This window comes from Dactylosporangium sp. CA-139066 (assembly GCF_050936175.1).
Lineage (GTDB): Bacteria > Actinomycetota > Actinomycetes > Mycobacteriales > Micromonosporaceae > Dactylosporangium.
The window spans coordinates 3,536,253-3,559,255 of record NZ_JBNJNH010000001.1 but is presented as its reverse complement, the minus strand read 5'-3'; the positions used below and the strand labels follow the sequence as shown (position 1 = coordinate 3,559,255).

Here is a 23,003-nt window from a genome sequence, read left to right as displayed (position 1 = left end):
CGGCGCGGGGTAGCTTGGGGATTGTTGTCGGGGTGTTCCCCGTGCGCCTTGGCGTTTCGCACGTTGCCACGGCCACGGTATTTCCGTGCCGCATCACCGAGGCACGAGGAGCGACATGAAGAGGGCGTTGGGTGGGCTGTTCCGCCGGATGGTCCTGGCCGCCGCAGTGCTCCTGCTCATCGTCGGTGGCGCCTTCAGCATCCTGCTCATCTCGATCAGCGAGCATCGCGCTACGGCCGCCAATGCGCGCCACACCGGCGAGGTCTTCACGACCGCCGACGACGTGCACCGGCTCGTGGTCGAGATGCAGGCGGCGCAACTGCAGTACACCATCTCCCGAAACGACGCATTCCTCAGCAGCTGGCAGGCCGCCCACGCCGGCTTGGCCGCCCTGACGCCGCGCCTGGAGCAGCTCGCCGTGACGCCGGCGGAGCGCAGCCAGGCGCAGCGCATCGCCCAGGTCGCCCAGTCGTACGCCGACGACTACTCGGCGCCGGCGCTGGACGCGGCGCAACGCGGCGACTCATCGGCGTCGAGCATGGCGACGCTGCAGGAAGGTGACCGCCGCATTGGCGAGCTGCGGGCGGAGCTCGACACATTCCGGCGAAACGAACAGGCCATGATCATCGCCCGGGACGCACGCGCCGACCGCCACGCCGACAGGGAGATCATCGCGGTCGTCGCCGGCATGGCCGGGTCGCTGCTGATCGTCGTCGCAATCGGCTGGTACCAGGCGCGGCTGATGATCGGGCCGATCCGCCGAGCGGCCGTCATGGCCAACCGGCTGGCCGGCGGCGACTTCACCCCCCGCATGCCGGAGACCGGCACGGCGGAGATCGGCCAGCTGGAGCGGTCGTTCAACGTCATGGCCACCACCCTGCAGCGCAACCACGATGAGCTCGCCCAGTTCGTCGATACGCAGACGGCCCTGCGGCGCATCGCCACGCTCGTCGCTCGGGGCGTCCTGCCGGCGGCCGTCATGGAGACGGTAGCCACGGAGCTGGCGCGGCTGATCGGCACGGAGTCCGTGCGGATCCTGCGCTACGAGTCCGACGGCACCGGGACGATCGTCGCGGCTTGGGGCTGTCCCGACCTGGACCTGCCGCCCGGGCGGCAGGTGCCGATCGAAGGTGACAACATCGCGTCCATGGTACTGCGGACCGGCTGCGGCGCCCGGATCGACAGCTACCAGCACGCGGCCGGACCACTCGCCGCCCACCTGCGCGAGCACGGGATACGGGCGACGGTCGGCGCCCCGATCCACGTCGAGGGCCGTCTGTGGGGCGTCGTGGCCGCCGCGACGACCCGCGATGAGTCGCCGCCACCGGACACCGAGGCACGGCTCACCGAGTACACCGACCTCATCGGCACCGCCATCGCCAACACTCAGGCGCGCGCCGACCTCGTCGAGTCGCGGGCCCGGTTCGTGCTCGCCACCGACCAGGCCCGCCGGCGGATCGAGCGCAACCTGCACGACGGCGTTCAGCAGCGGCTCATCTCGGTCGGGCTGGAGGTGCGCCGGGCCGAAGCAAGCGTGCCTCCGGAACTGTCGCAGCTGCGCGAGCAGCTGTCCGCGGTCGTGACCGGGCTCACCGACACGGTCGACGACGTGCGCGAAATCTCCCGCGGTGTGCACCCGGCGATCGTCACCGAGAGTGGCCTGCGGCCCGCCCTGCGCGCGCTGGCCCGCCGCTCCGCGGTGCCCGTGCACCTGGACGTCCAGCTGGACAGCCGCCTTCCGGAACCGGTGGAGGTAGCGGCCTACTACGTGGTGGCAGAGGCGCTGACGAACGCGGCGAAGTACGCCAACGCCTCGCTCGTCGCGGTGAGCGCCGCCGTCGACGACGGTCACCTGCACCTGTCGGTCCGCGACGACGGCGTCGGCGGCGCCGAACCGGAACACGGCTCGGGCCTTCTTGGCCTCACCGACCGGGTGGAGGCGCTTGGCGGCACGTTGATGCTCGACAGCCCGCCCGGCGGCGGCACCTGCCTGGAGGTCAGGCTCCCGCTCGACGAGCGCGCCGCCCTAGACGATCACTTCGACGGCGGATCGCGTTCCATCGTGTGAGCAATCCTTACTCGCTCCGGCAGCCATCGCGATCGTATGCTCGAACGTCCGACCGTCAGTGCGGATGCAGACGGTACGACGATTCATCCGCCGACCCAGCAGCGGTTCCACCAGTGCCCGACCGACCGGTCATACCGGGCAGCCGGCGATGAGGGCGAGTGCCTTCCGTCATGGCCGCCGTTGTGTGTTCGCCGGGTTGAGGCGCGTCATCGACGGTGATCGTGGACCGCGGCACGCCGATTGTCGCCGTTGTGGTCGCTCCCGTCGTCAAAGCGATTGCACAGGGAGTTGGGCCTGCGCTGTTGGGCCGGCGTAGGGATGTGGTGGTTGCGAAGCCGTGTGGGAGGCGGTTCGATGGGTTAAGGAGGTTCGATGCCGTTGGAGGTCAGACCGTTCCAGGTGTACGTGCCGGAGGCCGATCTGGAAGACCTGCGTAGCAGGCTGGCGCGCACTCGATGGCCCGAGGCGGCACCCGTGCCCGGGTGGGGACACGGCATACCGGTGGAGGTGCTGCAACATCTGTGCCGCTACTGGGTCGACGGTTACGACTGGCGGGCCGCTGAGGCGAAGCTGAACGCGGTGCCGCAGTACCTCGTCAGCGTCAACGGTGTCGACCTGCATGTGCTGCACGCGCGGTCGCCTCACCCGAAGGCCCTCCCACTGGTCCTCACCCATGGCTGGCCAGGTTCGGTGCTTGAACTGGTCGATCTCATCGGTCCATTGACCGACCCGACCCGCTACGGCGGCGATCACCTGGACGCTTTCGACGTGGTGATCCCCTCCCTGCCCGGATACGGCTTCAGCGCCAAGCCCGCCGAACCAGGTTGGGGAGTCGAGCGGATCGCGGACACTTGGGCCGAGCTCATGAGCGGGCTCGGCTACACCCGATACGGCGCCGCAGGCACCGATTGGGGCACCAGCATCTCCAGCTGCCTTGCCGCACGCCACGACCCCCACCTGGCCGGTATTCACCTCGTTCCGCCGCTGGCCGGACCTGACCCGGCGGGAGCCGAAGACCTCACCGATGCCGAGCAGGCGGCACTCGCGGATCTGCATCATCGCGCCCGGTTCTCTTCGGCCTACTCCGAGATGCACCGCACCGCGCCGCAGACAGTCGGCTACGCCCTGCTCGACTCTCCTGCCGGTCTCTGCGCCTGGATGGCGGAGAAGTTTCTGACGTGGAGCGATTCAGCTCCGGCCCGGGTCGGCGCGGAATCGGCCCAGCTGTCTCAGGACCAGATCCTGGACCAGGTCACGCTGTACTGGGTGACCGGCACGGCGGCGTCGTCGGCTCGCCTGTACGCGGAAAGTATCGACAAGGTCTCCGCGTGGATCACCGGTGCGGACGCCGACCCGATCCGGGTGCCCGTGGGCGCGTCGATCTTTCCGGCCGAGGTACCCCGGCCCTCAAGACGTTGGGCGACGCGACGGTACCCGGACATCCGATACTGGGCCGAGCACCAGCGCGGCGGTCACTTTCCCGCCCTGGAGGAACCAGCACTGTTGGTAGCGGACCTGCGCGCCTTCTTCCGGCAGGTACGCTGACCCGCGCAGCCGGCGAACCACGGCCAGTTGCTGCTACGCAGCAATCCGGCCGACGACGAGGACGACACAACCATCGACCTGCTGTTCAAGCCCGCCGAGGCGGTTAAGATCCGGGACGGATACGCCGGACTGGTGGTCAGATGCGCGACCACGTCGGAGGCGGACGCGATCACCGTGTCCATGTCTGGCATGCGCGCCGATCTCGGCTACCGCGCCAGAACACCCGTGGGAAGCGGCCGCGATCCAGCTCGAGGCCGAACTATGGGCAGCACGATTCCGCACCAATACTGATACGGCAGCTCTGCAACACCGCGCCGAACAGGTCTGCGCCGCGTACGAGGCCGTCGGCGGCAGACGACCACCGCCCTGGCGAGGGATCTGACAACGCCGGCGCGGCGGGCGGCCCTGCACGCGCTGGGTTACTGGCGCCGGAGCCGGCTCCCCGCATTACTGCAGCGGGGCGATCCGGGCGCCCACGAGATCGACGCCGTAGTGTCGGCCTGTTTGGCGGCCGGCGGCCCGTTGTCGGCCGAGCACCGCCAGCTGCTGAACGGCGCGGTTGAGCAGCTGCGGCACCGCATCGCCGAGTGTCTGTACCACGACGACACCGTGGCGTACTTCCGGGCGCAGGACCTACTACGGGTCGCTGCTCTCGTCGCGACCGCCGAGGGATGACGTCGCCCGGCGCGATGCTTCGCATGCGTCGCGGTGTGCTCGCTGGATGGTGGCGGTCGCCCGGTCATGCCGGCCGGCCGTGGTCGCGGCTCGATACCGGCGCACAAACCCACGATCAACGCGGCAGATCAGCGCGCCGGTTCAGCGCGGGGATTGGTGGTCACGGTGCCCTGGACGTCAACGGCTGGACAGCCGGTCAGTGCTGGGCGTACGGGCTGGCCCACGACGACTGCTCGGCCGCGTTCAGTAGCTGCAATTGCTCAGTGGTGAGCTTGAGCCCGACCCCGTCGAACGCGCTGTCCAGTTGGGCGAGCTTGCTACCGCCCAGCATCGGCCGCACGCCCCGACTCAGCAGCCAGGCCAGCACGACTTGGCCGCGGGCGGCGCCGACCTCGGCAGCCACCGCGTCAAGGGCCGCCAGCCGGGCGGTGTTGCCGGGGTGGTCGTAGACCTCCGGAATCGGTTTGGTGGGGTTGTCGTAGGCGCCAGACAGCAACGGCGTGTATGCCCACAGGTCCATCGCGTGCTCCGCGGCGTAGTCGGCCTGCTCATCGCTGAGCACGCCGAACCGGTGCACCACGCCGGGCGGCAGCGTACCGGGGCGCGGGCGCAGGTAGGTGGCGCTGAGTTGCAGCGCGTCGAACGGCCGCACCCCGATCGTCCGGGCGTGCGCACGGCCGCGCTCGACCAGCCACGCCGGGTGATTCGAGACCCCGAACCGGTCGGCAGCCAGCCCGGCGAGTGCGCCGACGGTCTCCTCGATGGGCACCGAGCGGTCCTCCTGGTGCAGCCAGAGCAGGTCCACCCGGTCGATCCCGAGCCGGTCGAGGCTCCCGGCGAACGCAGCCCGTACCGCGCTCGCGGACAACCCTTCCCGGCCGTCCGGCCAGGAGCCCGGCTCGACCGGCTCGGCGCCCAGCTTCGTGGAGATCCGCACCCGGTCGCGGATGCCGGGGCGGGCGGCCAGCCAGCGACCGAGCACCCGTTCGCTGTCGCCCCCAAGACCGGTGTCGCTTGCCCAGAACGCGTAGCAATCGGCGGTGTCAATCCACACGCCGCCGCGCTCGACGAACCGGTCAAGCAGGGCGAACGCCGTGGTCTCGTCGATCCTGGTGCCGAACATCATCGCCCCGAGCACCAGCGGGGACTGGGTCGCTGCCACCATGGCGCCCACCTTGTCACCTGGAGCGCGCTCCAGGTCAAGCGCTGATCCTGCGTCAACGCACTCATCCGTCAAGCACTCATCTCGGCAGATCTGGGGACAGCTCACCGACGCCGCCCTCGAGGTCGGCCTCAGCCCGGCCGAAGCCCGGCGCACCAGGGTCCCCGCGGCCGGGCCCGCGCCACTCGCGCGGGTCGCTGAGCCCCAAGGTATGTCTATCCGGCGCTGCGGTCGGTGCCGTCTGCGTCCGGACCGGGGGTGTCCTGTCCGAGGCCCCGGCGGATCGCGATCTCCACGGGTGAGTACGCGCCGTCGGCTCGCTCCAGTTCGTACGGGATGGCCGGCATCAGTGGCGGCTGGGCCATGAAGCGCGGCCGGACCCCATGGTGCGGTTGCGCCGCGTGCACCAGGAACGGATGGCACAGGAAGACGTCGCCCGGGGAGCCGGTGGCGAGGGCGAGTGGCCGGTGGGCGGACGCCGCCGCCAGATCGGGCGCCAGGGCCAGCCCGCTCGCCCCGTCCTCCCCGTACTTCTCCAGCACCTTCGGCACGTCGATGTGTGAGCCGACCCGGATCCGGGTCGGGGCGTCCTGCTCGCCGACCTCGCTGAACAGGAACAGCATCAGCAGCGCCCGGCCTCGAGAGCGCACATTTGTGAAGTACCAGGTCTCGCCCTCCGGCAGATAGCTGCCCTCGATGTGCCAGCCCGCGTCATCCGGCTCCTGTTCGTGCGGGAAGCGCAGCGGGAACGTGCCCAGGGAGTAACGCGGCTCCCAGCGTCCCGCACCGACGAGCAGGTCGTACGCGTGGTGGAGGAACGGGGAATTGGGCGCGGCGGCGAACGGCCCCTGCGCCATGCCGGGCACCCAGTGCACGGGCTGCGTCCACGTCGCTGGATCGTCCGGGTCGCAGCCCGTCTCTCGCCATAACAGCCGCGCGCAGTCCGCGGCCACCCGCGGCGCGACGGCGCCATCCAGCTTCACGAAGCCGTCGCGAAGAAAGCGGGATACCAGGGTCGTGTCATCCATGCCGCTATCGTGCGGGGACACTTTCCCGATCACCCGATATGTTCCGCGCAACCTTTGTCGGGCCGGCCCTCGAAGCGCGCGTCCGTGTCGCGACGGTGCCGGCCATGATCGGATCGGGCCACAACGATCGGGCGCGACCGGCGTGCCTCGGCCAAGGTTGACATGAGGGAGGCTTCATGATCGCGGCACTCAACCGGCTCGTCGACCTCGTCGAGGAGAGCCTGACCGGGGACTTCGACGTCAAAGAGGTGGCCAGGACGCTGGGCACGACCGAATATCACCTCCGTCGGATGTTCTCGTCGTTGGCCGGCATGCCGCTGTCGGAGTATCTGCGCCGCCGCCGCATGACCGTCGCCGCCGCCGATGTCGTCCGCGGCGAGGAGGACCTGCTGAGCATCGCCGTCCGGCACGGATACGGCTCGACCGAGGCGTTCGGGCGGGCGTTCCGGGCGGTCCACGGCGTCGGCCCCGGAGCGGTGCGCCACGCCGGAGGGCCCCTGCGCAGCCAGCCACAGCTCAGGTTCCGCCTGACCGTGGAAGGCAGCGAACGCATGGAGACCCGCATCGTCGACCACCGCGAGTTTCGGCTCGTGGGGCACGCTGCCCGCGTTCCGCTGGTCCACCAGGGCACCAACCCGCACATTCGGCAGCACATCGCCGCACTGCCAACGGAGGAGCACCTGCGCTTGAAGGCCCTCGGTGACACCGAGCCGGCGGGCCTGCTCGCGGTCAGCGACGACCTCGACCCCGACCGCGCCGAGGGCAGCGAGCTGACCTACCTTCACGGGGTCGCCGTGTCCCCTGACACACCGGTCCCCGGCGGTCTCGACATCATCAAGGTCCCGGCCGGCAGATGGGTGGTCATCCGAACCGCGGGGCCACATCCGCAGACCCTGCAGAAGACCTGGGCCACCACCGCAACCGAGTGGTTCCCCTCCAACCCGTGGCGGCTGCGGCCAGGTCCGGAGATCGTGGCGGTGCTTGAACATTCCGATGACTTCCGCACCGCGACCTGTGAGCTCTGGCTGCCCGTCGAACCGGCATGACGACCCGGCAAGCACCCCGGCGGACAAACTTCGACGGCACAAACCCCCACCGGGACAAAGTTCGGGACTGAGTCGCATCCCCATGACCAGGAAGGATTCACGGAGACCGATCAAGCGCGCACGGCTGCTGCTACCACCGACCGCGCCCTCGCGACCCTCGACACACTGCTGCAGCGGTACCGCTGGACAGGCCGGCGGCCGGTGGTGGTCCACCCCGGTGAGCCGACCCCGGGACTCGCGGCGGTGGCCGACCGGCACAGCGTCGCGCCCTCTGCCATGCGAGCCCGTTCCCCAGCGCTCGATGTAGGGAACGCCGTCGACGGTGACCGCCCAGATCCAGGTGCGTGCTTCGCCGCCGGCACGCACCGGCGTCGCGATGACGACGGTCTCGGTGCGGTCGAGATACTCGACCGTGGCGTCGAACGTCGCGGCCGGGCGGTCCGAGTCGGCCTTCCAACACCTCGTGCAGGTTCTGTGAGCCAAGTAGTTGGTTTAGTGTCCTGCCCGTGTGCTGAACAGTCGACACTGGGGGTAAGGCCGTTGACCAGCTCTCTTCCGTATGTCTGTCCCGTTTGCCGGGCCGGCTTCGCAACGCACGACGGGTTCTACTGCACGGGTTGCAACGTACGGTATCCCGTCATCCGCGGCATGCCTGTGCTGTGCCCCGCCCCGTATCGCCATCTCGGGGAGGAGGCTCTGCGCATCGTCGAATACCGCCAGAGCAACCGTGCTCACGGGAAAACGGTCCAACCGGACACGACACTGCTGAACGACATCTGCGACAAGATGACGGAGGCGATCAGCCCGTTGCTGACCGTGCGGTCCGTCCTGGCCACCGCGGCCGCCCGGTCGCCGGTAAGGTCTCGAAACCCGTACTCACCGGTGCAGTCCCTGCATTACCTGCGTCGAGACTGGAGCGGCACACCAGAGTGTGAGGAGGAGATCCAGGACGTCACCCAGGCGGCCCTCAAGGCGCTGGACAACGCCGGCGGTGAGCGTTCGAGGATCCTGCTCCTGGGGGCGGGCACCGGACGGTTCGCGAGCGTCTTGTCGCCGCATTTCGCATCGACACACGCCATGGAGCTGTCAGTTCCCATGGGCCTCCTCAGAGATTTTCTACGCGACGGACCGCTGCGCTTCACCGTTGTAGACCGGCTGAACCGGCGATCTGAGGCCGACCTACGCCAACAGCACACCGCGTCGAACCTTGGCGTCGACCTGGATTCGGTGGCCTGGGCGATAGCGGACGCCCTGCACTGCCCATACCCCGACGGCTATTTCTCGACTGTGGCATCGCTGTACTTCTCCGACGTCGTGCCGCCCAGTCGGTTATTGCCCGAGGTGGCTCGCATACTCGCTCCGGGGGGAACCTTCGTGCACGTCGGTCCGCTGGGGTACCAGTTCGACCGGCCCGCCGACGATCATTGGCCGGCCGAGCGATGGCCCGGCGAGGTCGAGAAGTTCGGCCTGCGAGCGGTGTTCACCGACTGGGTTCGATCGACCCATCACGTCGATGCGTCGTCGATGTTCACCTCGCTGGTGGACAACTTCGTGCTCGCCTGCGAGAAGCGCGTCTGAGCGCCCCGCCCCCGAGAGGTTCATGGGTGCCCCAAAGCGGCGCCTACCCACAACGAAGCCGCGAAACACGCAAGCGACGGACGACCGCGAAAACGCAAAGCGGCACCGAACAAGGACGATGCCGCGAAACACGCAAAGAGGGCGGAAGGCCACCGAGCGGCCGTGGAAGCACAAAAGGGTGGCGGCACGCGACGAGGCCATGGAAGCGCGAAGCGGCGGGCGAGCGCGGCGAGGGCGCGAAAGCGTCAGCCCCTGGGCTGATTCCGTGGTCAGCCCGGCGAGGCGGCGGCGGTTCCGCCCGTGGGTCGACGCGTCGGGGCGGGGCGGGAACGCACGATCGTGGCCATGCGATCCACATATCGAGTGTTTGCCTACCTCGTCGCGGGCGGCGTGGTGGTACAGGCGGCCAGCGTCGCCTTTGCGTGGTTCACCGTGCTGCAGGACATCGACGCGGGCGGCGTCTTCGACAAGAACGCGGGGGCCAACCCGGGGCACTACACGCACGCCATCGTCGGCATGGGGCTGATCCCGCTCCTCGCCATCATCTTCCTCATCGTGTCGTTCTTCGCGCGAATCCCGGGCGGCGTGACGTGGGCGGGCATCACGTTCGGGCTGACCGCGCTGCAGGTGGGCCTCGCGTTCGCCGCGTTCAGCGCGCCCGTCGTCGGGACGCTGCACGGGTTGAACGCGTTCGCGCTGCTGGTGGTGCCGGTCGTCGCCGCGCGCCACGCCAAGCGGCCCGTCGCCGTCACCGCATGAGGCGCATCGGGTGGCGGGCCGTCATTCCCGTGGTGGCGGCCCTGGCGATCGTCGGGACGCTGGGATGGGCGTGGTTCGACAGCCTGCTGCCGGAGTCGTACTCCGTGATGGACATGGGACCGCCGCCCGGCCACGGCGGCATGCACCATCACGACGGCGTCTCGGTCGCGGCGCTCACCGGGCCGCGCGACGGGCCGGCCGACGTGTCGGTCACGCTCGTGGCGCGGGCCGAGCGGGTCACCCTGGCTGACGGTCGCAGCGTCATGGGGTACACCCTGAACCACACCTCGCCGGGGCCGCAGATCCGCGCCCGGCGCGGGCAGCTGGTCGAGGTGCGGCTCGTCAACGAGTCGGTGGCGGGCGGCGTGACGCTGCACTGGCACGGCTACGACGTGCCCAACGCCGAGGACGGGGTCGCCGGCGTGACCCAGGATGCCGTCGCGCCGGGGCACGACCACGTGTACCGGTTCGTTGCGGCGGACGCGGGCACGTACTGGTACCACTCCCATCAGCTCTCGCACGAGCAGGTCCAGCGCGGGCTGTTCGGCGCGCTGATCGTCGACGCGGCCGACAGCGACCGGGTCGCGCTCGTGCACACCTACGCGGGGCGGCGCACGATCGGCGGGCGCGCCGGCACGACCGCGGTGAGCGCGGCGCCGGGCGCGACCGTGCGGGTGCGGGTGGTGAACACCGACCAGGGCACGATGCGGGCGTGGGTGTCGGGCGCGGCGTACCGCATCGGAGCCGTCGACGGGCATGAGCGCGCCGATGCGCCGCCGGTGCGCGACCTCGCGCTCGTGGTGCCGGCCGGCGGGCGGGCCGACCTCGAGGTCGTGGTGCCGGACGGGGGCGGGGCGGTCCGGGTCGACGTCGGCGCGGGTGCGGGCCTGCTCGTCGGGCCCGAGGGCGCCGGCGTGGAGGCGAGCGCCGAGCCGCGCGCGAGCGTGGACCTGCTGTCGTACGGCGCGCCCGAACCGCTCGGGTTCGATCCGGGCGCGGCCACGCAGCGCTTCGAGTACCGCATCGGGCGGCGGCCGGGCTTCCTCGACGGGCGGCCGGGGCTGTGGTGGACGGTCAACGGCCGGCTGTACCCGGACGTGCCCATGTTCATGGTCGGCCTCGGCGACGTGGTGCGGATGACGATCGAGAACCACAGCGGCGAGACGCACCCGATGCACCTGCACGGCCACCACGCGGTCGTGCTCAGCCGCGACGGCGTCGCCGCGACCGGGAGTCCATGGTGGACGGACTCGCTCGAGGTTGCCGACGGCGAGACGTACGAGATCGCGTTCGTCGCCGACAACCCGGGCGCGTGGGTCGACCACTGCCACAACCTGGCCCACGCCGCCGAGGGGCTGATGGCGCACCTCGCCTACGAGGGGGTCACCACGCCGTACCGGATCGGGGGCGGCAATCAGCCGGAGTAGGAGCAGGGGGCGCCGGACTTGCCGGCGTTCTCGGCTCGAATAGGACAAGGTCACTGTGGAGTCCGAAAACCTGTTCGCGGCGGGCCGCGAAAGTTTCACCGGCAGGGTAGGTTCACCGCATGGTCGAGTTCCAGGACGCGGACCTGCGCCAGTCGCGGTTCCACAACGTGCACCTCGGCGGCACCCAGTTCCGCCACGTCGACCTGAGCGAGGCCGAGTTCCGCGGCGCGCGGATGCAGGCGGTCGTGATGCGCGGCGTCGAGGTGGTCGACGTCGACATCGAGGGCGAGATCCGCGGCCTGACCGTCAACGGCGTCGAGGTCTCCGAGTTCGTGGAGGCCGAGCTCGACCGCCGCCAGCCCGACCGCAAGCTGATGCGCCCCACCGACGCCGACGGGTTCCGGCGCGCCTGGGAGGCCCTGCAGGCGCTGTGGGACGGCACGGTCGAACGGGCCCGCAGCCGGCCGCCGGAGCAGCTGCACGCGTCCGTCGGCGGCGAGTGGTCGTTCATCGAGACGCTGCGGCACCTCATCTTCGTCTCCGACTGCTGGGTGCTGCGCGCGGTCCTCGGCGACCCGGCGCCCTGGCACGCGCTGAGCCTGCCGTGGGACGAGATGCCGCAGGCGCCGGGCGTTCCCCGCGACCGGGCGGTGCGCCCGTCGCTGGACGAGGTCCTCGCCGTGCGCGCCGACCGGCGGGCGCGGGTGCGGGCGGTGATCTGGGAGCAGACCGACGAGTCGCTCGATCGCACGCTGGAGCCGGTGGAGGGGCCGGGCTGGCCCGAGCCCTATGCGTTTCCCCTGCGCGAGTGCCTGCAGGTGGTCATCAACGAGGAGTACATGCACCGGCTGTTCGCCGAGCGCGACCTCGCCGCCCTGCCGGAGCAGGCCGTCGGCGGGTGACCGGTCAGTTCGTGGCGACCAGGTTGAGGTGGCCGGCGACGAAGGCCGGGACCTGCTCGGTGCGCACGGCGTCGAACAGCTCGAGGGTGGTCTTGTCCAGGGCCTCGGCCTGCCGGTTGTTCGGGTCGTTGTTGAACGTGCCGTTGTTGGTCTTGATCGTGAGCAGGTCGTCGCCGCCGATGCCGCGCATCGCGTAGAGCCAGTCCTCGATGTCGATGCCGCCGCTGTCGATCGTCATCGCCTTGCCGACGACCTGCAGGACCTGGTTGAGCTGCGCCGGGTTGGTGAGCACGTCCCGGCTCAGCATCTTCTTGAACACCGCCTTGAGGAACTGCTGCTGGTGGCGCTGCCGGTCGTAGTCGCTGTTGGGCAGCAGCTCCCGCTGCCGCACGTAGTCCAGCGCCTGCCACGGCTCGAGGTGCTGGTAGCCGACGTGGTACACGACCGGCGTGACGCCGGGGATCGGGGACAGGCCCTGGCCGCCGTCGGCGCGGGTGTACTGCCGGAAGGGGACCTTCGTCTCGCCGTTGGCGTCGTGGCCGATGTGGATCGACGTGGTCTCCTCGTCGACGTACATGTCCACGCCGCCCAGCACTTCGACGACCTGCTGGAAGCCGGTGAAGTCGACGATCGCGGCACCGTCGAAGGTGATGCCCCACAGCGACTTGATGGTCAGGGCGAGCAGCTCGACGGCGTGGGCGCGCTGGTTGGTGCCGGTGAGCCCGTCGCCGCCCCAGGCGTAGGCGCCGTTGATCTTGTCGTAGCCGCCCTCCCAGCGTTTGGCGCCGTTGTTGTACTCCGGGATCTTCACCCACGTGTCGCGCGGGATCGAGATGAGGTACGCCTGGTCATGGCTCGCCGGGATGTGCAGGATGATGATCGAGTCGGCCCGCACCAGCTCCTTGGGGTCCTGCCCCGGATGCGCGTCGATGCCGATGAGCAGGATGTTCTTGGCCCCGGTGACGTCCACGTGGCCGCGCTGCGCGGCCTGCTTCCCGCCGTCGCCGAGCAGGTTCTGCTGCTCGACACCGCGGGTGGCGTAGGAGAACAGCGCCTCCTTGCCGGCCAGGACGCCCCCGGCGAGCAGCGCCAGCACCACGCCGACGACGACGAGCACGCGCGCCCAGCGCGGATCCTTGCCCGGCAACGGCTCCGGCGCGCCGGACTCGGTCTCGGCATCCGGCAGCGGCTCCGGCGCCTCGGGCGCGCTCACGGCTGCGGCCGGTAGACGTCGGGCTCCACGAAGATGAGCGTGGCGATCGGCACCGCGTCGCGGATGCGGGCCTCGGCGCTGTTGGTCGCCCGGCTGATGTCCTCGGCCACCGTTCCTTCGGCGACGGTCACCTTGGCCGCGACCAGCAGGTCCTCCGGGCCCAGGTGCATGGTGCGCAGGTGCACGACCCGGTCGAACAGCGGCTCGGTCAGCAGCGACGAGCGGATCCTCGCGATGTTGGCCTTCGACGCCGCCTCGCCGACGAGCAGGCTCTTGGTCTCCATCGCCAGGATGACCGCGATCGCCACCAGCAGCGCGCCGATGATCAGGGTACTGATGCCGTCGAACACCGCGTTGCCGGTCAGCACGGTGAGCCCGACGCCGAACAGCGCGACGACCAGGCCGGTGACCGCGCCCGCGTCCTCGAGCAGGATCGTCGGCAGCTCCGGCGCCTTGGCGTGGCGGATGTACTGCCACCACGACCGGTCGCCGCGGGTCTCGTTCGCCGACTTCGCCGCGGTGCGCAGCGCGTAGCCCTCCAGGCCGATCGCGATCACCAGGATGATCACGGCCACCAGCGGCGACGTGAGGTCCTTCGGCTCGATGATCTTGTGATAGCCCTCGTACAGCGCGAACAGCCCGCCGAGCGTGAACAGCACGATGGAGACGATGAACGCGTAGATGTAGCGCTCGCGCGCATAGCCGAACGGATGCTGCTCGTCCGCCTCCCGCCGCGCCCGGCGCCCGCCGACGAGCAGCAGCGCCTGGTTGGTGGTGTCGGCCAGCGAGTGCACCGCCTCGGCCAGCATCGACGACGACCCGGTGATGAGCGCGGCGACGCCCTTGCTGACCGCGATGCCCAGGTTTGCGGCCAATGCGGTCAGGACCGCCCGCGTGCTGCCACCCTCCGCCGCCACAGCCACCAGCCTTCCCGCCCGAGTCGGATCAACAGTGTGGCAGAACTTCAGCCGCCGAGCACGACCACGGACCGCAGGTCGCGGTGGGCGTGGTGGACCTCGACGATCCCGGCGAGGGCGTCGCGGCCCAGCGGGAAGCGCTGCCGCATCGTGGCGAGCGCCGCCCGCTGGTCATCGCGCATGAAGATCAGGGTAGTCGGCCGTCGTACCAGTCGAGCACCCGCAGCGCGCGCAGCGTGTTCCAGCGGCTCGGCGCGCCCGGCTCGGCGTCGAGCGCGAAGTGCACCCGCCCGGGGTGGACGCGGTCCTGGAGCCAGCGGCCGTCGGGCTGCCGCTTCGCGCGCACGACCTCGACGGCCTCGGCCATCCTCGGGTCGGGGGCGGCGCCGGCCGCGCGGAAGTAGTCCAGCGCCCGCAGCACGTCGTAGTGCCAGTAGTACGGGAACGCGAACGCCAGATAGGACGGGCGGGCGACCTCGCCGGTGCTGAGCCGGCGGAACAGCGACCGCTCCAGCAGGTACTCCTCGCCGCGACGCCGCGCCGCCGCCACCGCAGGCGCGCCGAACTCGAGCAGCCCGTCCAGGACGTTGATGGTCGTGTCGAACGAGGAGCGCACCGAGCCCCGCTCCGCCTCGCAGTTCCAGCCGCCGTCGGCGAGCTGCTCGCCGAGGACGCGCTGCACCAGGGGCGCGACGTCGACGCCGAAGTAGGCGCCGGCCTCGATCGTGCGGCCGTTGATGCACGGCTCGACCTCGCCGTCGAAGTACCGCTGGCCCTCGTGCTCCCAGCGCCCGTGCGCGGCAACGAGCGCCACCGCCCGCCGCGCCGCGGCGCCGTGCGGGTCGAGGCCGAGCAGGCGCAGCGTCTGCAGGCTGTGCATCGTCGCCGTCCATGGCTGCCCGGGCTCCTCGCCGGTCCAGCCGGCCGGGAAGCACGCGCCGCCGGCCCACAGCCCGTCGGGGCCGGCGGCGGCGAGCAGCCGGGCGCCCCAGCCCTCGGTCGCCACCCGCGCCCGTTCGGCCTCGACCTCGGCGGCCGGCGCGCCGGTGAGGTCGCGCAGCACCTGCCAGCGGATCGCCGGGTCGGCGTCGAGCAGCCAGTCGACCACGCTCATGAGGGCAGCCTAGCCGGGCGCGGCGGCGAGCACGTCCCGCAGCGGCGACTCCCGGCCGTCGGCCACCGCGGCCGCGAACGCCTCGGGGCCCAGCGCCGCCGCGACCGCGCGGCGCTGCCCCACCACGTCCCAGAACCACTCCAGGGCCGCGATGTACCGCCAAGGCCGCGTCCCGGTCGCCGATGTCCGTGCGGTACCGCAGCGCCGCGCGGACGTTCGGCTGCTCCGACGCCAGCCGCCCGAGCCAGGTCGAGACGGCCTCACCGGCTTGTCGCGGGCGCCGGCCCGGGCCGCCGGTTAGGCTGGCGCCCGTGGACTCCGAAGATCGGATCGCGCTGTTCCTGGACTACGAGAACCTGGCCCTCGGCGCCCGCGACCACCTGGGCGGGATGGCGTTCGACTTCCGGCCGATCGCCGACGCGCTCGCCGAGCGGGGCCGGGTCGTGGTCCGCCGGGCGTATGCGGACTGGTCGTACTTCGACGAGGACCGCCGGATGCTCACCCGCTCCCACGTCGAGCTGATCGAGATGCCGCAGCGGATGGGCGCCGCCCGCAAGAACGCCGCCGACATCAAGATGGCCGTCGACGCGATGGAGCTGGCGTTCGAGCGGGAGTACATCTCCACGTTCGTGCTCTGCACCGGCGACAGCGACTTCACGCCCCTGGTCGACAAGCTGCGCGGCCTCAACAAGCGGGTCATCGGCGTCGGCGTCGAGAAGTCCACCTCGGCGCTGCTGCCGCCCGCGTGCGACGAGTTCCTGTACTACGACCGGCTGGAGGGCGTCGAGGCCCCCGCGGCCCCGGCCCGCGCCGGCCGCCGGCGCGCCGAGCCCGAGCCGGCGCCGCCGCCGGAGCGGCCCCGCGACACCGACGCCCTCGCCGAGCTCGTCGCCCAGACCGTCGCCGGCCTGCTCGGCAGCTCCGGCGGCGAGGTCTCCGCGTCGACGCTGAAGCGCACGCTGCTGCGCAAGGACCCGACCTTCACCGAGTCCGACTACGGCTTCCGCGCCTTCGGCGAGCTGCTGCGCCACCTGGCCGACCGCAACGTGATCGAGCTGTCCGACGGGCCGGCCAAGGGCGACCCGGAGGTGGCCCTGCCCGAGCACGGCGACCAGGAGTCGGCGTTCGCGCTGCTGCGCTCGGTCGTGCAGGACGCCACGAACGGCGACGGCGGCGTGGCCCTGTCGGGCCTGAAGAACCAGGTCCGCCGCGTGCGCCCCGACTTCAGCGAGAAGAAGCTCGGCTACCGCACGTTCCTGCAGTTCTGCAAGGCCGCCTCGACCGCCGGGGCCGTGCAGCTGCGCTGGAGCCCGGACGCCGACGACTACCTGCTCACCGCCGCCTGACCGGCCCCTGCACGGACTCAGCCGGAGCCGGAGTCCATCGGCCGTTCGGGGGCGGGAACCGTCCGCGTCGCGCCTTCACCGTCATCGGGGTGCTTCATACAGTCGCGGCATGGACGCAGCGCGGGTGCGCCTCGGCATCGACTTCGGCACCTCCAACACGGTCGCCGCACTCACCGGGCCCGACGGGCGGATCCGGCCGCTGGTCGTCGACGGCTCGCCGCTCGTGCCGTCGGCCGTGTTCGCGGCCGGGGCCGGCGAGCCGCTCGTCGGGGTCGACGCGGTGCGGGCCGCGGCCGGAGAGCCGGCGGCGTTCGAGGGCAACCCGAAGCGGCGCATCGACGAGGGCAGCGTGTGGCTCGGCGGGCACGACCGGCCCGTGGTCGAGCTCATCGCGGCCGTGCTCGGTCGGGTCGGCGGCGAGGCGATGCGGGTGGCCGGCGGGCCCGTCGGGGAGGTCGTGCTGACCCACCCGGCGGCGTGGGGCGCGCCGCGGCTCGCCGTCCTCGCCGCGGCGGTCGCCCGGGCCGGGCTGCCGGCGGCGCGGTTCGTGCCCGAGCCGGTCGCCGCCACCGCGTACTTCGTCTCCGCCCTCGGCCAGCCGATCCCGCCCGGGCGGGCGATCGTCGTGTACGACCTCGGGGCGGGGACGTTCGACGTGAGCGTGGTCTGCCGTACCGCCGGCGGGTTCGACGTGCTGGCCGCCGACGGGCTGGCCGACGCGGGCGGGCTCGATCTCGACGCCGCCCTCGTCGCGCACGTGCGGGCCGCGACGGCGGCCGGGGACGCGGCCGGCGAGGCGTGGCGGCGGCTGGACCGGCCCGCGACCGAGGCCGACCACCGGGCCCGGCGGCTGCTGTGGCACGACGCCAAGGCGGCCAAGGAGCAGCTGTCCCGGCACAGCACGGCGACGCTCAACGTGCCGCTGCTCGACCGGCCGGTCCACGTCACCCGCGATGAGTTCGAGGCCGCGGCGGCGCCGCTGCTGGGGCGGACCGCGGAGCTGACCCTGGCCGTGCTGCAGCGGGCCGGCGTGCCGCCGGAGCAGGTCGCCCGCGTGTTCCTCGTCGGCGGGTCCTCGCGCATCCCGCTCGCCGCCACGCTGCTGCACCGGACCCTGGGCATCGCCCCGACGGTCATCGACCAGCCCGAGCTCGTGGTCGCCGAGGGCGCCCTGCACGCCCGGCCCGCGCAGGCCCCGGCCCCGGCGCCGCCGATGCCCGCCGTGGTCCCGGTGCCGCCGCCCGCACTGCCGCCGGGGCCGGCAGTAGCAGCCGGGCGATCCGGTCGGGGCTGGTGGGCCGCCGTGGCGGCGGTGGTCGCGATCGCGGTCGCCGCCGTGGCGCTGGTGTCCTGGCAGACGTTCAGCGCCGACACGCCGGCGGCCGGCCACAGCGCGCCGGCTGCCCGGTCGGCGACGCCGCAGGCGGCTGCGCCGCCGAAAAGCGCGACGGCGGCCGACAACCTGCCGGCGGGGTGGGTGCTGCACGACGACCCGAGCGGCTTCAAGGTCGCGGTGCCGGGCAAGCTCACGGCGACCTTGACGGGCACGCGGCTCACGTTCGCCGAGCCGGCCCGGACCATGTTCCTGATCGTGGACCAGACGACGACGCCGAAGGGCGATCCGTACACGGACTTCCTGGACAAGGTGAAGGCGAAGAACATGCGGTGCGCCGACGGGTTCGACGGCGGCGGGTACCACGAGATCGGGATCAACCGGGTGACGTACAACCCGCCGCACCGCAACGGATCGCGGCCCGGCGCGTCGGCGGCCGACTGGGAGTACACCTGCAGGCTGGGTGATGCCCGGTTCCACGTCCGGTACCGCAACGTCGTCACCGGCCCCCACCACGCCTACGCCGTCATCTGGATGACCACGACGATCGCCTGGGACGGGCTGACCTCGAGCCTCGACACCATCCTCGGCTCGTTCGTGGCCGCGGACGACTGACGCCCGCGGCCCGGGAACCGCGTCGACGGCGGCGCGGGCCGGTGGCACCATCGGCCCGTGGTACCGCTACGGATCATCAAGGGCGACGCGACCAGCCCGCAGGCCGCCGGGCCGAAGATCATCGCGCACGTCTGCAACGACCTCGGCGCGTGGGGCAAGGGCTTCGTCGTGGCCGTCTCCAGGCGCTGGCCGGAGCCGGAGCGGGCGTTCCGGCAGTGGCACCGCGAGCGCGCCGGCAACGACTTCGGCCTCGGCGCCGTGCAGCTGGTCCAGGTCCGCCCCGACATCTGGGTGGCCAACATGGTCGGGCAGCGCGGCATCCGCCCGAGCCGCAACGGCCCCCCGATCCGGTACGACGCCGTCGCCGACGCCCTGCGCCTGCTCGCCGGCCACGCCGCGCGCCTCGGCGCCTCGGTGCACATGCCGCGCATCGGCTGCGGCCTGGCCGGCGGCCGCTGGGACCGCGTCGAGCCCCTGGTCGTCGCGGCCCTGTGCGAGCGCGACATCGCCACCACCGTCTACGACTACGACTGACCCGCCGCCGGGGAGCGTCGGCTCCACGACGTCAGTGGTGGTAGCGGTCGCCGGCGTAGGCCTCCAGCGACTCGCGGACCAGCTGGTCGCCGAAGCCGCTGGTGCTGGTCAGGAAGAACACGCTGTGCGGGCGGGACCAGAAGCGAGCCGTCTGGTGGTCGCTGCCCAGCGACGAGTTGCTGCCCGGCGTGCAGACCAGCCAGCGGCTGAAGCGGTGCTCCAGGAAGTACACCGTGGCCATCTGCGACCACGGGAACACCGCGTCGTGGCCGTTGCGCGTGACGGTGATGCCGTTGGGGTCGATGGTGGTCGGGCGGGTGTCGCGCGAGGCCAGGAACCACTGGAACAGCTTGTACCCGGTGCCGGCCAGGCCCACGGCGAGCAGCAGCCAGCTCAGCGCGGTCATCAGCGCGCCGTCGAAGGCGCCGGCGATGAGGCCCGCGACGACCAGGGCGGCGAAGCGGAACGTCGCCGCGGAGTGGTGCCGGTACGGGTTGGGGACCAGCTTGCGCTTGTCCAGCTGCCGCGGGGCCGGCGGGCCGTAACCGGGAGCGGGGGCCGCGGCCGGCACGGGCGGCATGACGACGGTCACCGACTCCCGCGCGGTGCCGCCGTCGCGGACCGGGGCCGGCATGGCCGGGGTGACGGGGGTGACCGGGTTGGACGGGATGGCCGGGATGGACGGGGTGGCGTCGACCAGGGTGCCCGGCGCGGGCATCTGACGCGTGCGAGCCCGGGGCGCGGGCTCGTTGTTGGCCATCGCGAGGTACTGCAGCGCCCCCTCGGCCACCACGAGCTCCGGGTGCTCGACCCGCCGCGGCGAGCGGCCCGTGGCCTGGCCCAGCAGGGTGGCGACGAGCGGGGTGCGGGTGGCGCCGCCGACGAGGAACAGCTCCGCGCGGTCCTCGCGGCCGATCTTCGCCCGGCGCAGCACCGAGTCCGTCATCTGCACGGTGCGCTGCAGCAGCGGGCGGGCGTCGCGTTCGAAGTCGCCGCGGGTGACCGACGCGTCCTCCTCGATGAGCGGCACGGAGACGCGGGCCAGGCGCTCGGCGCTCAGCCGCTCCTTGGCCAGGCGGCAGTCCTCCCACAGCAGCCGGGCCGACCAGCGGTCAGGGCCCTCGGGCTCGACGAGGCGGGCCCACTCGTCGGGGTGGCGGTCGCCGACGGTGCGCCCGACGCGGCGCAGGACGACCTCGTCGAGGTCGAGGCCGCCGACGTCGTCGAGGCCGGCCTTGGCCAGCTGCTGGAACTCGCGGCCGGTGCGCATCACGGCGGTGATGTCGCAGGTGCCGGCGCCGAGGTCGTACACCACGAGCGGGTCGCCGTCGGCCACCGCGGCCCCGTGGGCCAGCAGGTGCGCGGCGGCCGCCTCGGGCTCGCTGACCATGGCCGGCTGGTGCAGGCCGGCGTGCCCGGCGGCGGCGCGCAGGACGTTCTGGCGGTCGGCGTTCCAGGCGGCGGGGTGGGTGAGCACGACCCGCAGCCGGTCGGTGCCGGCCCGGCGGATCGCCTCGGCCTGGACCTGGGCGAGGGTCGCGCCGATGAGCTGGGCGATCTCGAACTCGTCGCCGCCGAGCAGCACCCGCCGGTCGCCGATGCGCCGCTTCGGGTTGGGCTCGTAGCGGCCGGGGTCGAGGCGGGCGGAGCGCACGGCGGCGTTGCCGGTGACGAGGGTGCGGTGCTCGTCGGCCCACACCGCGGAGGGCAGCAGCGGGCGGCCGTCGAACAGCAGCGGATACGGCGCCTCCCCCGGCGGCTGGAGGTAGGCGACGGTGTTGGTGGTGCCGTAGTCGATGCTCAGCCGGAACTCGCTCACTGGGACCCTCCCTGCAGGCTGAAGATGACGACGGCGACGAGGGCCACGATCACGAGGCCGATCGCGGCGGCCGCGATCAGGGTGCGCGGCGTGGGCCGGGCGCGGGCGGCCGCCTGCACCACGCCGGACGTGGCCGAGGGCGCGGGCAGCGTGCGGACGCGGGTGCGGCGCTCGGCGAGCATCAGCTCCACCCGCTCGGGCCACACGTCGGGCAGGCCCGCGGCCAGATACCGGTCCCGGGCGGCGAGCTGGTCGACTCGCGCCTTGCCGGCCAGCGTCGGCTGGAAGCGCCGAAGTGCGAAGAGCAGCGCCGGCGGTACCTCGGAGATGGCATCGCGCGCGAGGAACTTCAGCACGTCGTGGAGCATCCGCCCGTCCTCGGCGCCGAGCTGCGGGCCGAAGACGGCGTGCAGCACGCGGTACCACCGGTCGTGGGCCAGCACCGCGTCGCCGGGCAGGAACGGGATGCAGTGCACGAGGTAGTCGGTGCGCTCCAGCGCCGTGTGGGTGACGTCGAGCTGCTCCGGGTCGAAGCGGCGGCCCTCGGCGGCCGACAGCAGCAGCTCGGTGATGTGCACGTCGGAGCCGGTGTGCCGGTCGGCCAGCTCGATGAGGTCGGCGAGGGCGATGCGGTCCATGAGGGCGCGGATGCCGGGCGACTGCAGGGCCGGCGGCACCCCGAAGGCGACGGCGCGCTGGGCCAGCTCGACGACGGTCGCGGGTGCGGCGGACGAGTTGCGGCCGTGTGCGGCCCAGGCGCGCAGGTAGTCGTCGACGACGGCGGGGTCGAACGCGGAGTTGCGCAAGGCCTCGCGCAGCGCGTTGCTCGCGGTGGAGCGCATGCAGCGCTGCACGGTGTACCGCGTGATGGCCGCCGCCGCGCCGGGGTGGCTCGAGGCCAGCCGGCCCGAGGGCTGCCACGCCAGGTACACGGTGCGCAGGTCCCCGTCGTTGAGCTTGGCCAGCTCCGCCTCGACCTGGCGCAGCCCCTCCTCGGTGTGCAGCAGCTCGATGTGCTCGGGGGCGGCCTGCCCGGAGGTGACCGCGTCGATGAGCGTGGTCTGCAGGATGCGGCCGCCGACGAGGACCTCGCTCTGCCACTGCCGGACCTCGGCGGCGCCGGCGAGGCGGCGGGCGCCGCGCAGCGGGGCGAGGGCGCCGGCCCCGCCGCGGCGCCACACGTCGGCGAGCTGCCGCGCGAAGTCCGACGGCGCCGTGCCGCCCGGCTGCAGGCGCAGGCGGGTGGTGGCGTAGCCGGGGGCGCCGGCGACGGCGTCGAGGAACACCAGCCGCGGCAGGTCCGGATCGGTGTCGTCGTCCTCGTTGGTGGCGAACGTCAGGCCGCGGGCGTCGCCGATCACGTCGACGAGGCCGCGCACGAGCGCGGTCGCCGGCGCGTCGGGCATGACGAGGGTGAGCGGGGCGTCGGGGCTGTCCAGGACCCGGGTCAGCACCTCGTCGAAGACCGGGCCGGGGTCGGGCACCGGGCGGGCGTAGGCGGCGGAGGCGTGCTCGCGCAGCGCGGTCGCGGCGGCGGGCTCCAGGCGGCCCGGCGCGTACGCCTCGGGGCCGTTGCGCCCGGCCCAGCCCGGCCAGTCCTCCAGGCCGAGCGCGAGCTGGGCGGTGACGACGTCCTCGGCGCCGATGAGCGCGTGGGCGATCGCCGCGCCGGGCCGGTTCTTGTCGTCGCGGGCCGGCACCTTGTGCAGGATCACGCCCGCGCCCTCGATGCGCAGGTACGCCAGCGACGGCCGCTCGTTGCGCCCGCCGGCCCGGGTGATGCGCAGCGCGAGCCGCTCGTCCCACCAGTCCACGGCGGACGGCGGCAGCGACGTGGCGTCCGGCCCGACGCCGTCGTGCCCGGCACCTTGCGACCGGGCCCGCCAGCGGAACACGATCTGGTCGATCCGCATCGCGGCCTC

21 protein-coding genes are annotated in these 23,003 nt (G+C 72.3%); 13 read left to right on the top strand and 8 right to left on the bottom strand.

Annotation, left to right across the window (positions count from 1 at the left end; genetic code table 11):
* Positions 1 to 115 precede the first annotated feature (115 nt).
* The 4 genes from ACQEVU_RS16215 to ACQEVU_RS16200 all read left to right on the top strand — a co-directional run bounded on the left by ACQEVU_RS16215 (position 116) and on the right by ACQEVU_RS16200 (position 4,288).
* Positions 116 to 2,068 carry a HAMP domain-containing protein gene (locus ACQEVU_RS16215; RefSeq protein ID WP_433324201.1) on the top strand — a complete coding sequence of 651 codons (1,953 nt, stop codon included), beginning with the start codon at positions 116 to 118 and terminating at the stop codon, positions 2,066 to 2,068.
* Positions 2,069 to 2,440: 372 nt separating this feature from the next.
* Positions 2,441 to 3,613, top strand: a complete 1,173-nt coding sequence (locus ACQEVU_RS16210) for an epoxide hydrolase family protein (protein WP_433324199.1) — start codon at positions 2,441 to 2,443, stop codon at positions 3,611 to 3,613.
* A gap of 27 nt (positions 3,614 to 3,640) precedes the next feature.
* The gene (locus ACQEVU_RS16205; RefSeq protein WP_433324197.1) at positions 3,641 to 3,904 is read left to right on the top strand and encodes a hypothetical protein; all 264 of its coding nucleotides are present in this window, start codon (positions 3,641 to 3,643) and stop codon (positions 3,902 to 3,904) included.
* 213 nt (positions 3,905 to 4,117) lie between these two features.
* Positions 4,118 to 4,288 (top strand): hypothetical protein, encoded by a 171-nt coding sequence (locus ACQEVU_RS16200; protein WP_433324195.1) that lies wholly within the window; start codon positions 4,118 to 4,120, stop codon positions 4,286 to 4,288.
* Positions 4,289 to 4,484: 196 nt separating this feature from the next.
* On the opposite strand, the gene ACQEVU_RS16195 is transcribed toward ACQEVU_RS16200, so the two are convergent.
* Positions 4,485 to 5,453 (bottom strand): aldo/keto reductase, encoded by a 969-nt coding sequence (locus ACQEVU_RS16195; RefSeq protein ID WP_433324193.1) that lies wholly within the window; start codon positions 5,451 to 5,453, stop codon positions 4,485 to 4,487.
* 212 nt (positions 5,454 to 5,665) lie between these two features.
* Entirely contained in the window at positions 5,666 to 6,478 is an 813-nt protein-coding gene (locus tag ACQEVU_RS16190; RefSeq protein ID WP_433324191.1) for a phytanoyl-CoA dioxygenase family protein, read from the bottom strand.
* Positions 6,479 to 6,654: 176 nt separating this feature from the next.
* Here ACQEVU_RS16190 and ACQEVU_RS16185 point away from each other — a divergent pair, with 176 nt between their 5' ends.
* The 6 genes from ACQEVU_RS16185 to ACQEVU_RS16160 all read left to right on the top strand — a co-directional run bounded on the left by ACQEVU_RS16185 (position 6,655) and on the right by ACQEVU_RS16160 (position 12,190).
* Entirely contained in the window at positions 6,655 to 7,524 is an 870-nt protein-coding gene (locus tag ACQEVU_RS16185) for an AraC family transcriptional regulator (protein ID WP_433324189.1), read from the top strand.
* Positions 7,525 to 7,846: 322 nt separating this feature from the next.
* Positions 7,847 to 8,002: a hypothetical protein gene (locus ACQEVU_RS16180; RefSeq protein WP_433324187.1), complete on the top strand. Its 156-nt coding sequence runs from the start codon at positions 7,847 to 7,849 to the stop codon at positions 8,000 to 8,002.
* 170 nt (positions 8,003 to 8,172) lie between these two features.
* Positions 8,173 to 9,102, top strand: coding sequence for a class I SAM-dependent methyltransferase (locus ACQEVU_RS16175; protein ID WP_433324185.1), 930 nt, complete (start codon positions 8,173 to 8,175; stop codon positions 9,100 to 9,102).
* Between the two features lie 345 nt (positions 9,103 to 9,447).
* On the top strand, positions 9,448 to 9,861 hold the full coding sequence (locus ACQEVU_RS16170) for a hypothetical protein (RefSeq protein WP_433324183.1): 414 nt from the start codon (positions 9,448 to 9,450) through the stop codon (positions 9,859 to 9,861).
* A complete protein-coding gene (locus ACQEVU_RS16165; protein WP_433324178.1) occupies positions 9,858 to 11,288 on the top strand; it encodes a multicopper oxidase family protein in 1,431 nt (476 codons plus the stop codon). The genes ACQEVU_RS16170 and ACQEVU_RS16165 overlap by 4 nt, the downstream gene beginning before the upstream one ends.
* Positions 11,289 to 11,407: 119 nt before the next feature.
* Complete coding sequence (locus tag ACQEVU_RS16160; protein WP_433324176.1) at positions 11,408 to 12,190, top strand: DinB family protein; 783 nt, start codon at positions 11,408 to 11,410, stop codon at positions 12,188 to 12,190.
* Positions 12,191 to 12,194: 4 nt separating this feature from the next.
* Here ACQEVU_RS16160 and ACQEVU_RS16155 read toward each other — a convergent pair whose 3' ends face one another.
* The 4 genes from ACQEVU_RS16155 to ACQEVU_RS16140 are packed head-to-tail and all read right to left on the bottom strand — an operon-like array spanning position 12,195 to position 15,434.
* Complete coding sequence (locus tag ACQEVU_RS16155; RefSeq protein WP_433324174.1) at positions 12,195 to 13,403, bottom strand: LCP family protein; 1,209 nt, start codon at positions 13,401 to 13,403, stop codon at positions 12,195 to 12,197.
* Positions 13,400 to 14,326: a cation diffusion facilitator family transporter gene (locus ACQEVU_RS16150; RefSeq protein WP_433324172.1), complete on the bottom strand. Its 927-nt coding sequence runs from the start codon at positions 14,324 to 14,326 to the stop codon at positions 13,400 to 13,402. Before ACQEVU_RS16150 ends, ACQEVU_RS16155 begins: the two co-directional genes overlap by 4 nt.
* Before the next feature lie 41 nt (positions 14,327 to 14,367).
* Positions 14,368 to 14,502 carry a hypothetical protein gene (locus ACQEVU_RS16145; RefSeq protein WP_433324170.1) on the bottom strand — a complete coding sequence of 45 codons (135 nt, stop codon included), beginning with the start codon at positions 14,500 to 14,502 and terminating at the stop codon, positions 14,368 to 14,370.
* A gap of 5 nt (positions 14,503 to 14,507) precedes the next feature.
* Positions 14,508 to 15,434, bottom strand: a complete 927-nt coding sequence (locus tag ACQEVU_RS16140; protein WP_433324168.1) for a hypothetical protein — start codon at positions 15,432 to 15,434, stop codon at positions 14,508 to 14,510.
* Between the two features lie 311 nt (positions 15,435 to 15,745).
* Here ACQEVU_RS16140 and ACQEVU_RS16135 point away from each other — a divergent pair, with 311 nt between their 5' ends.
* The 3 genes from ACQEVU_RS16135 to ACQEVU_RS16125 all read left to right on the top strand — a co-directional run bounded on the left by ACQEVU_RS16135 (position 15,746) and on the right by ACQEVU_RS16125 (position 19,262).
* Complete coding sequence (locus tag ACQEVU_RS16135) at positions 15,746 to 16,780, top strand: NYN domain-containing protein (protein ID WP_433324166.1); 1,035 nt, start codon at positions 15,746 to 15,748, stop codon at positions 16,778 to 16,780.
* 109 nt (positions 16,781 to 16,889) lie between these two features.
* On the top strand, positions 16,890 to 18,728 hold the full coding sequence (locus tag ACQEVU_RS16130; RefSeq protein WP_433324164.1) for an Hsp70 family protein: 1,839 nt from the start codon (positions 16,890 to 16,892) through the stop codon (positions 18,726 to 18,728).
* Positions 18,729 to 18,785: 57 nt separating this feature from the next.
* Entirely contained in the window at positions 18,786 to 19,262 is a 477-nt protein-coding gene (locus ACQEVU_RS16125) for a macro domain-containing protein (protein WP_433324162.1), read from the top strand.
* 31 nt (positions 19,263 to 19,293) lie between these two features.
* Here the strand turns inward: ACQEVU_RS16125 and ACQEVU_RS16120 are convergent, their stop codons facing one another.
* Positions 19,294 to 21,081, bottom strand: a complete 1,788-nt coding sequence (locus ACQEVU_RS16120; RefSeq protein ID WP_433324160.1) for an Hsp70 family protein — start codon at positions 21,079 to 21,081, stop codon at positions 19,294 to 19,296.
* Positions 21,078 to 22,994: a hypothetical protein gene (locus tag ACQEVU_RS16115; RefSeq protein WP_433324158.1), complete on the bottom strand. Its 1,917-nt coding sequence runs from the start codon at positions 22,992 to 22,994 to the stop codon at positions 21,078 to 21,080. Before ACQEVU_RS16115 ends, ACQEVU_RS16120 begins: the two co-directional genes overlap by 4 nt.
* Positions 22,995 to 23,003 lie beyond the last annotated feature (9 nt).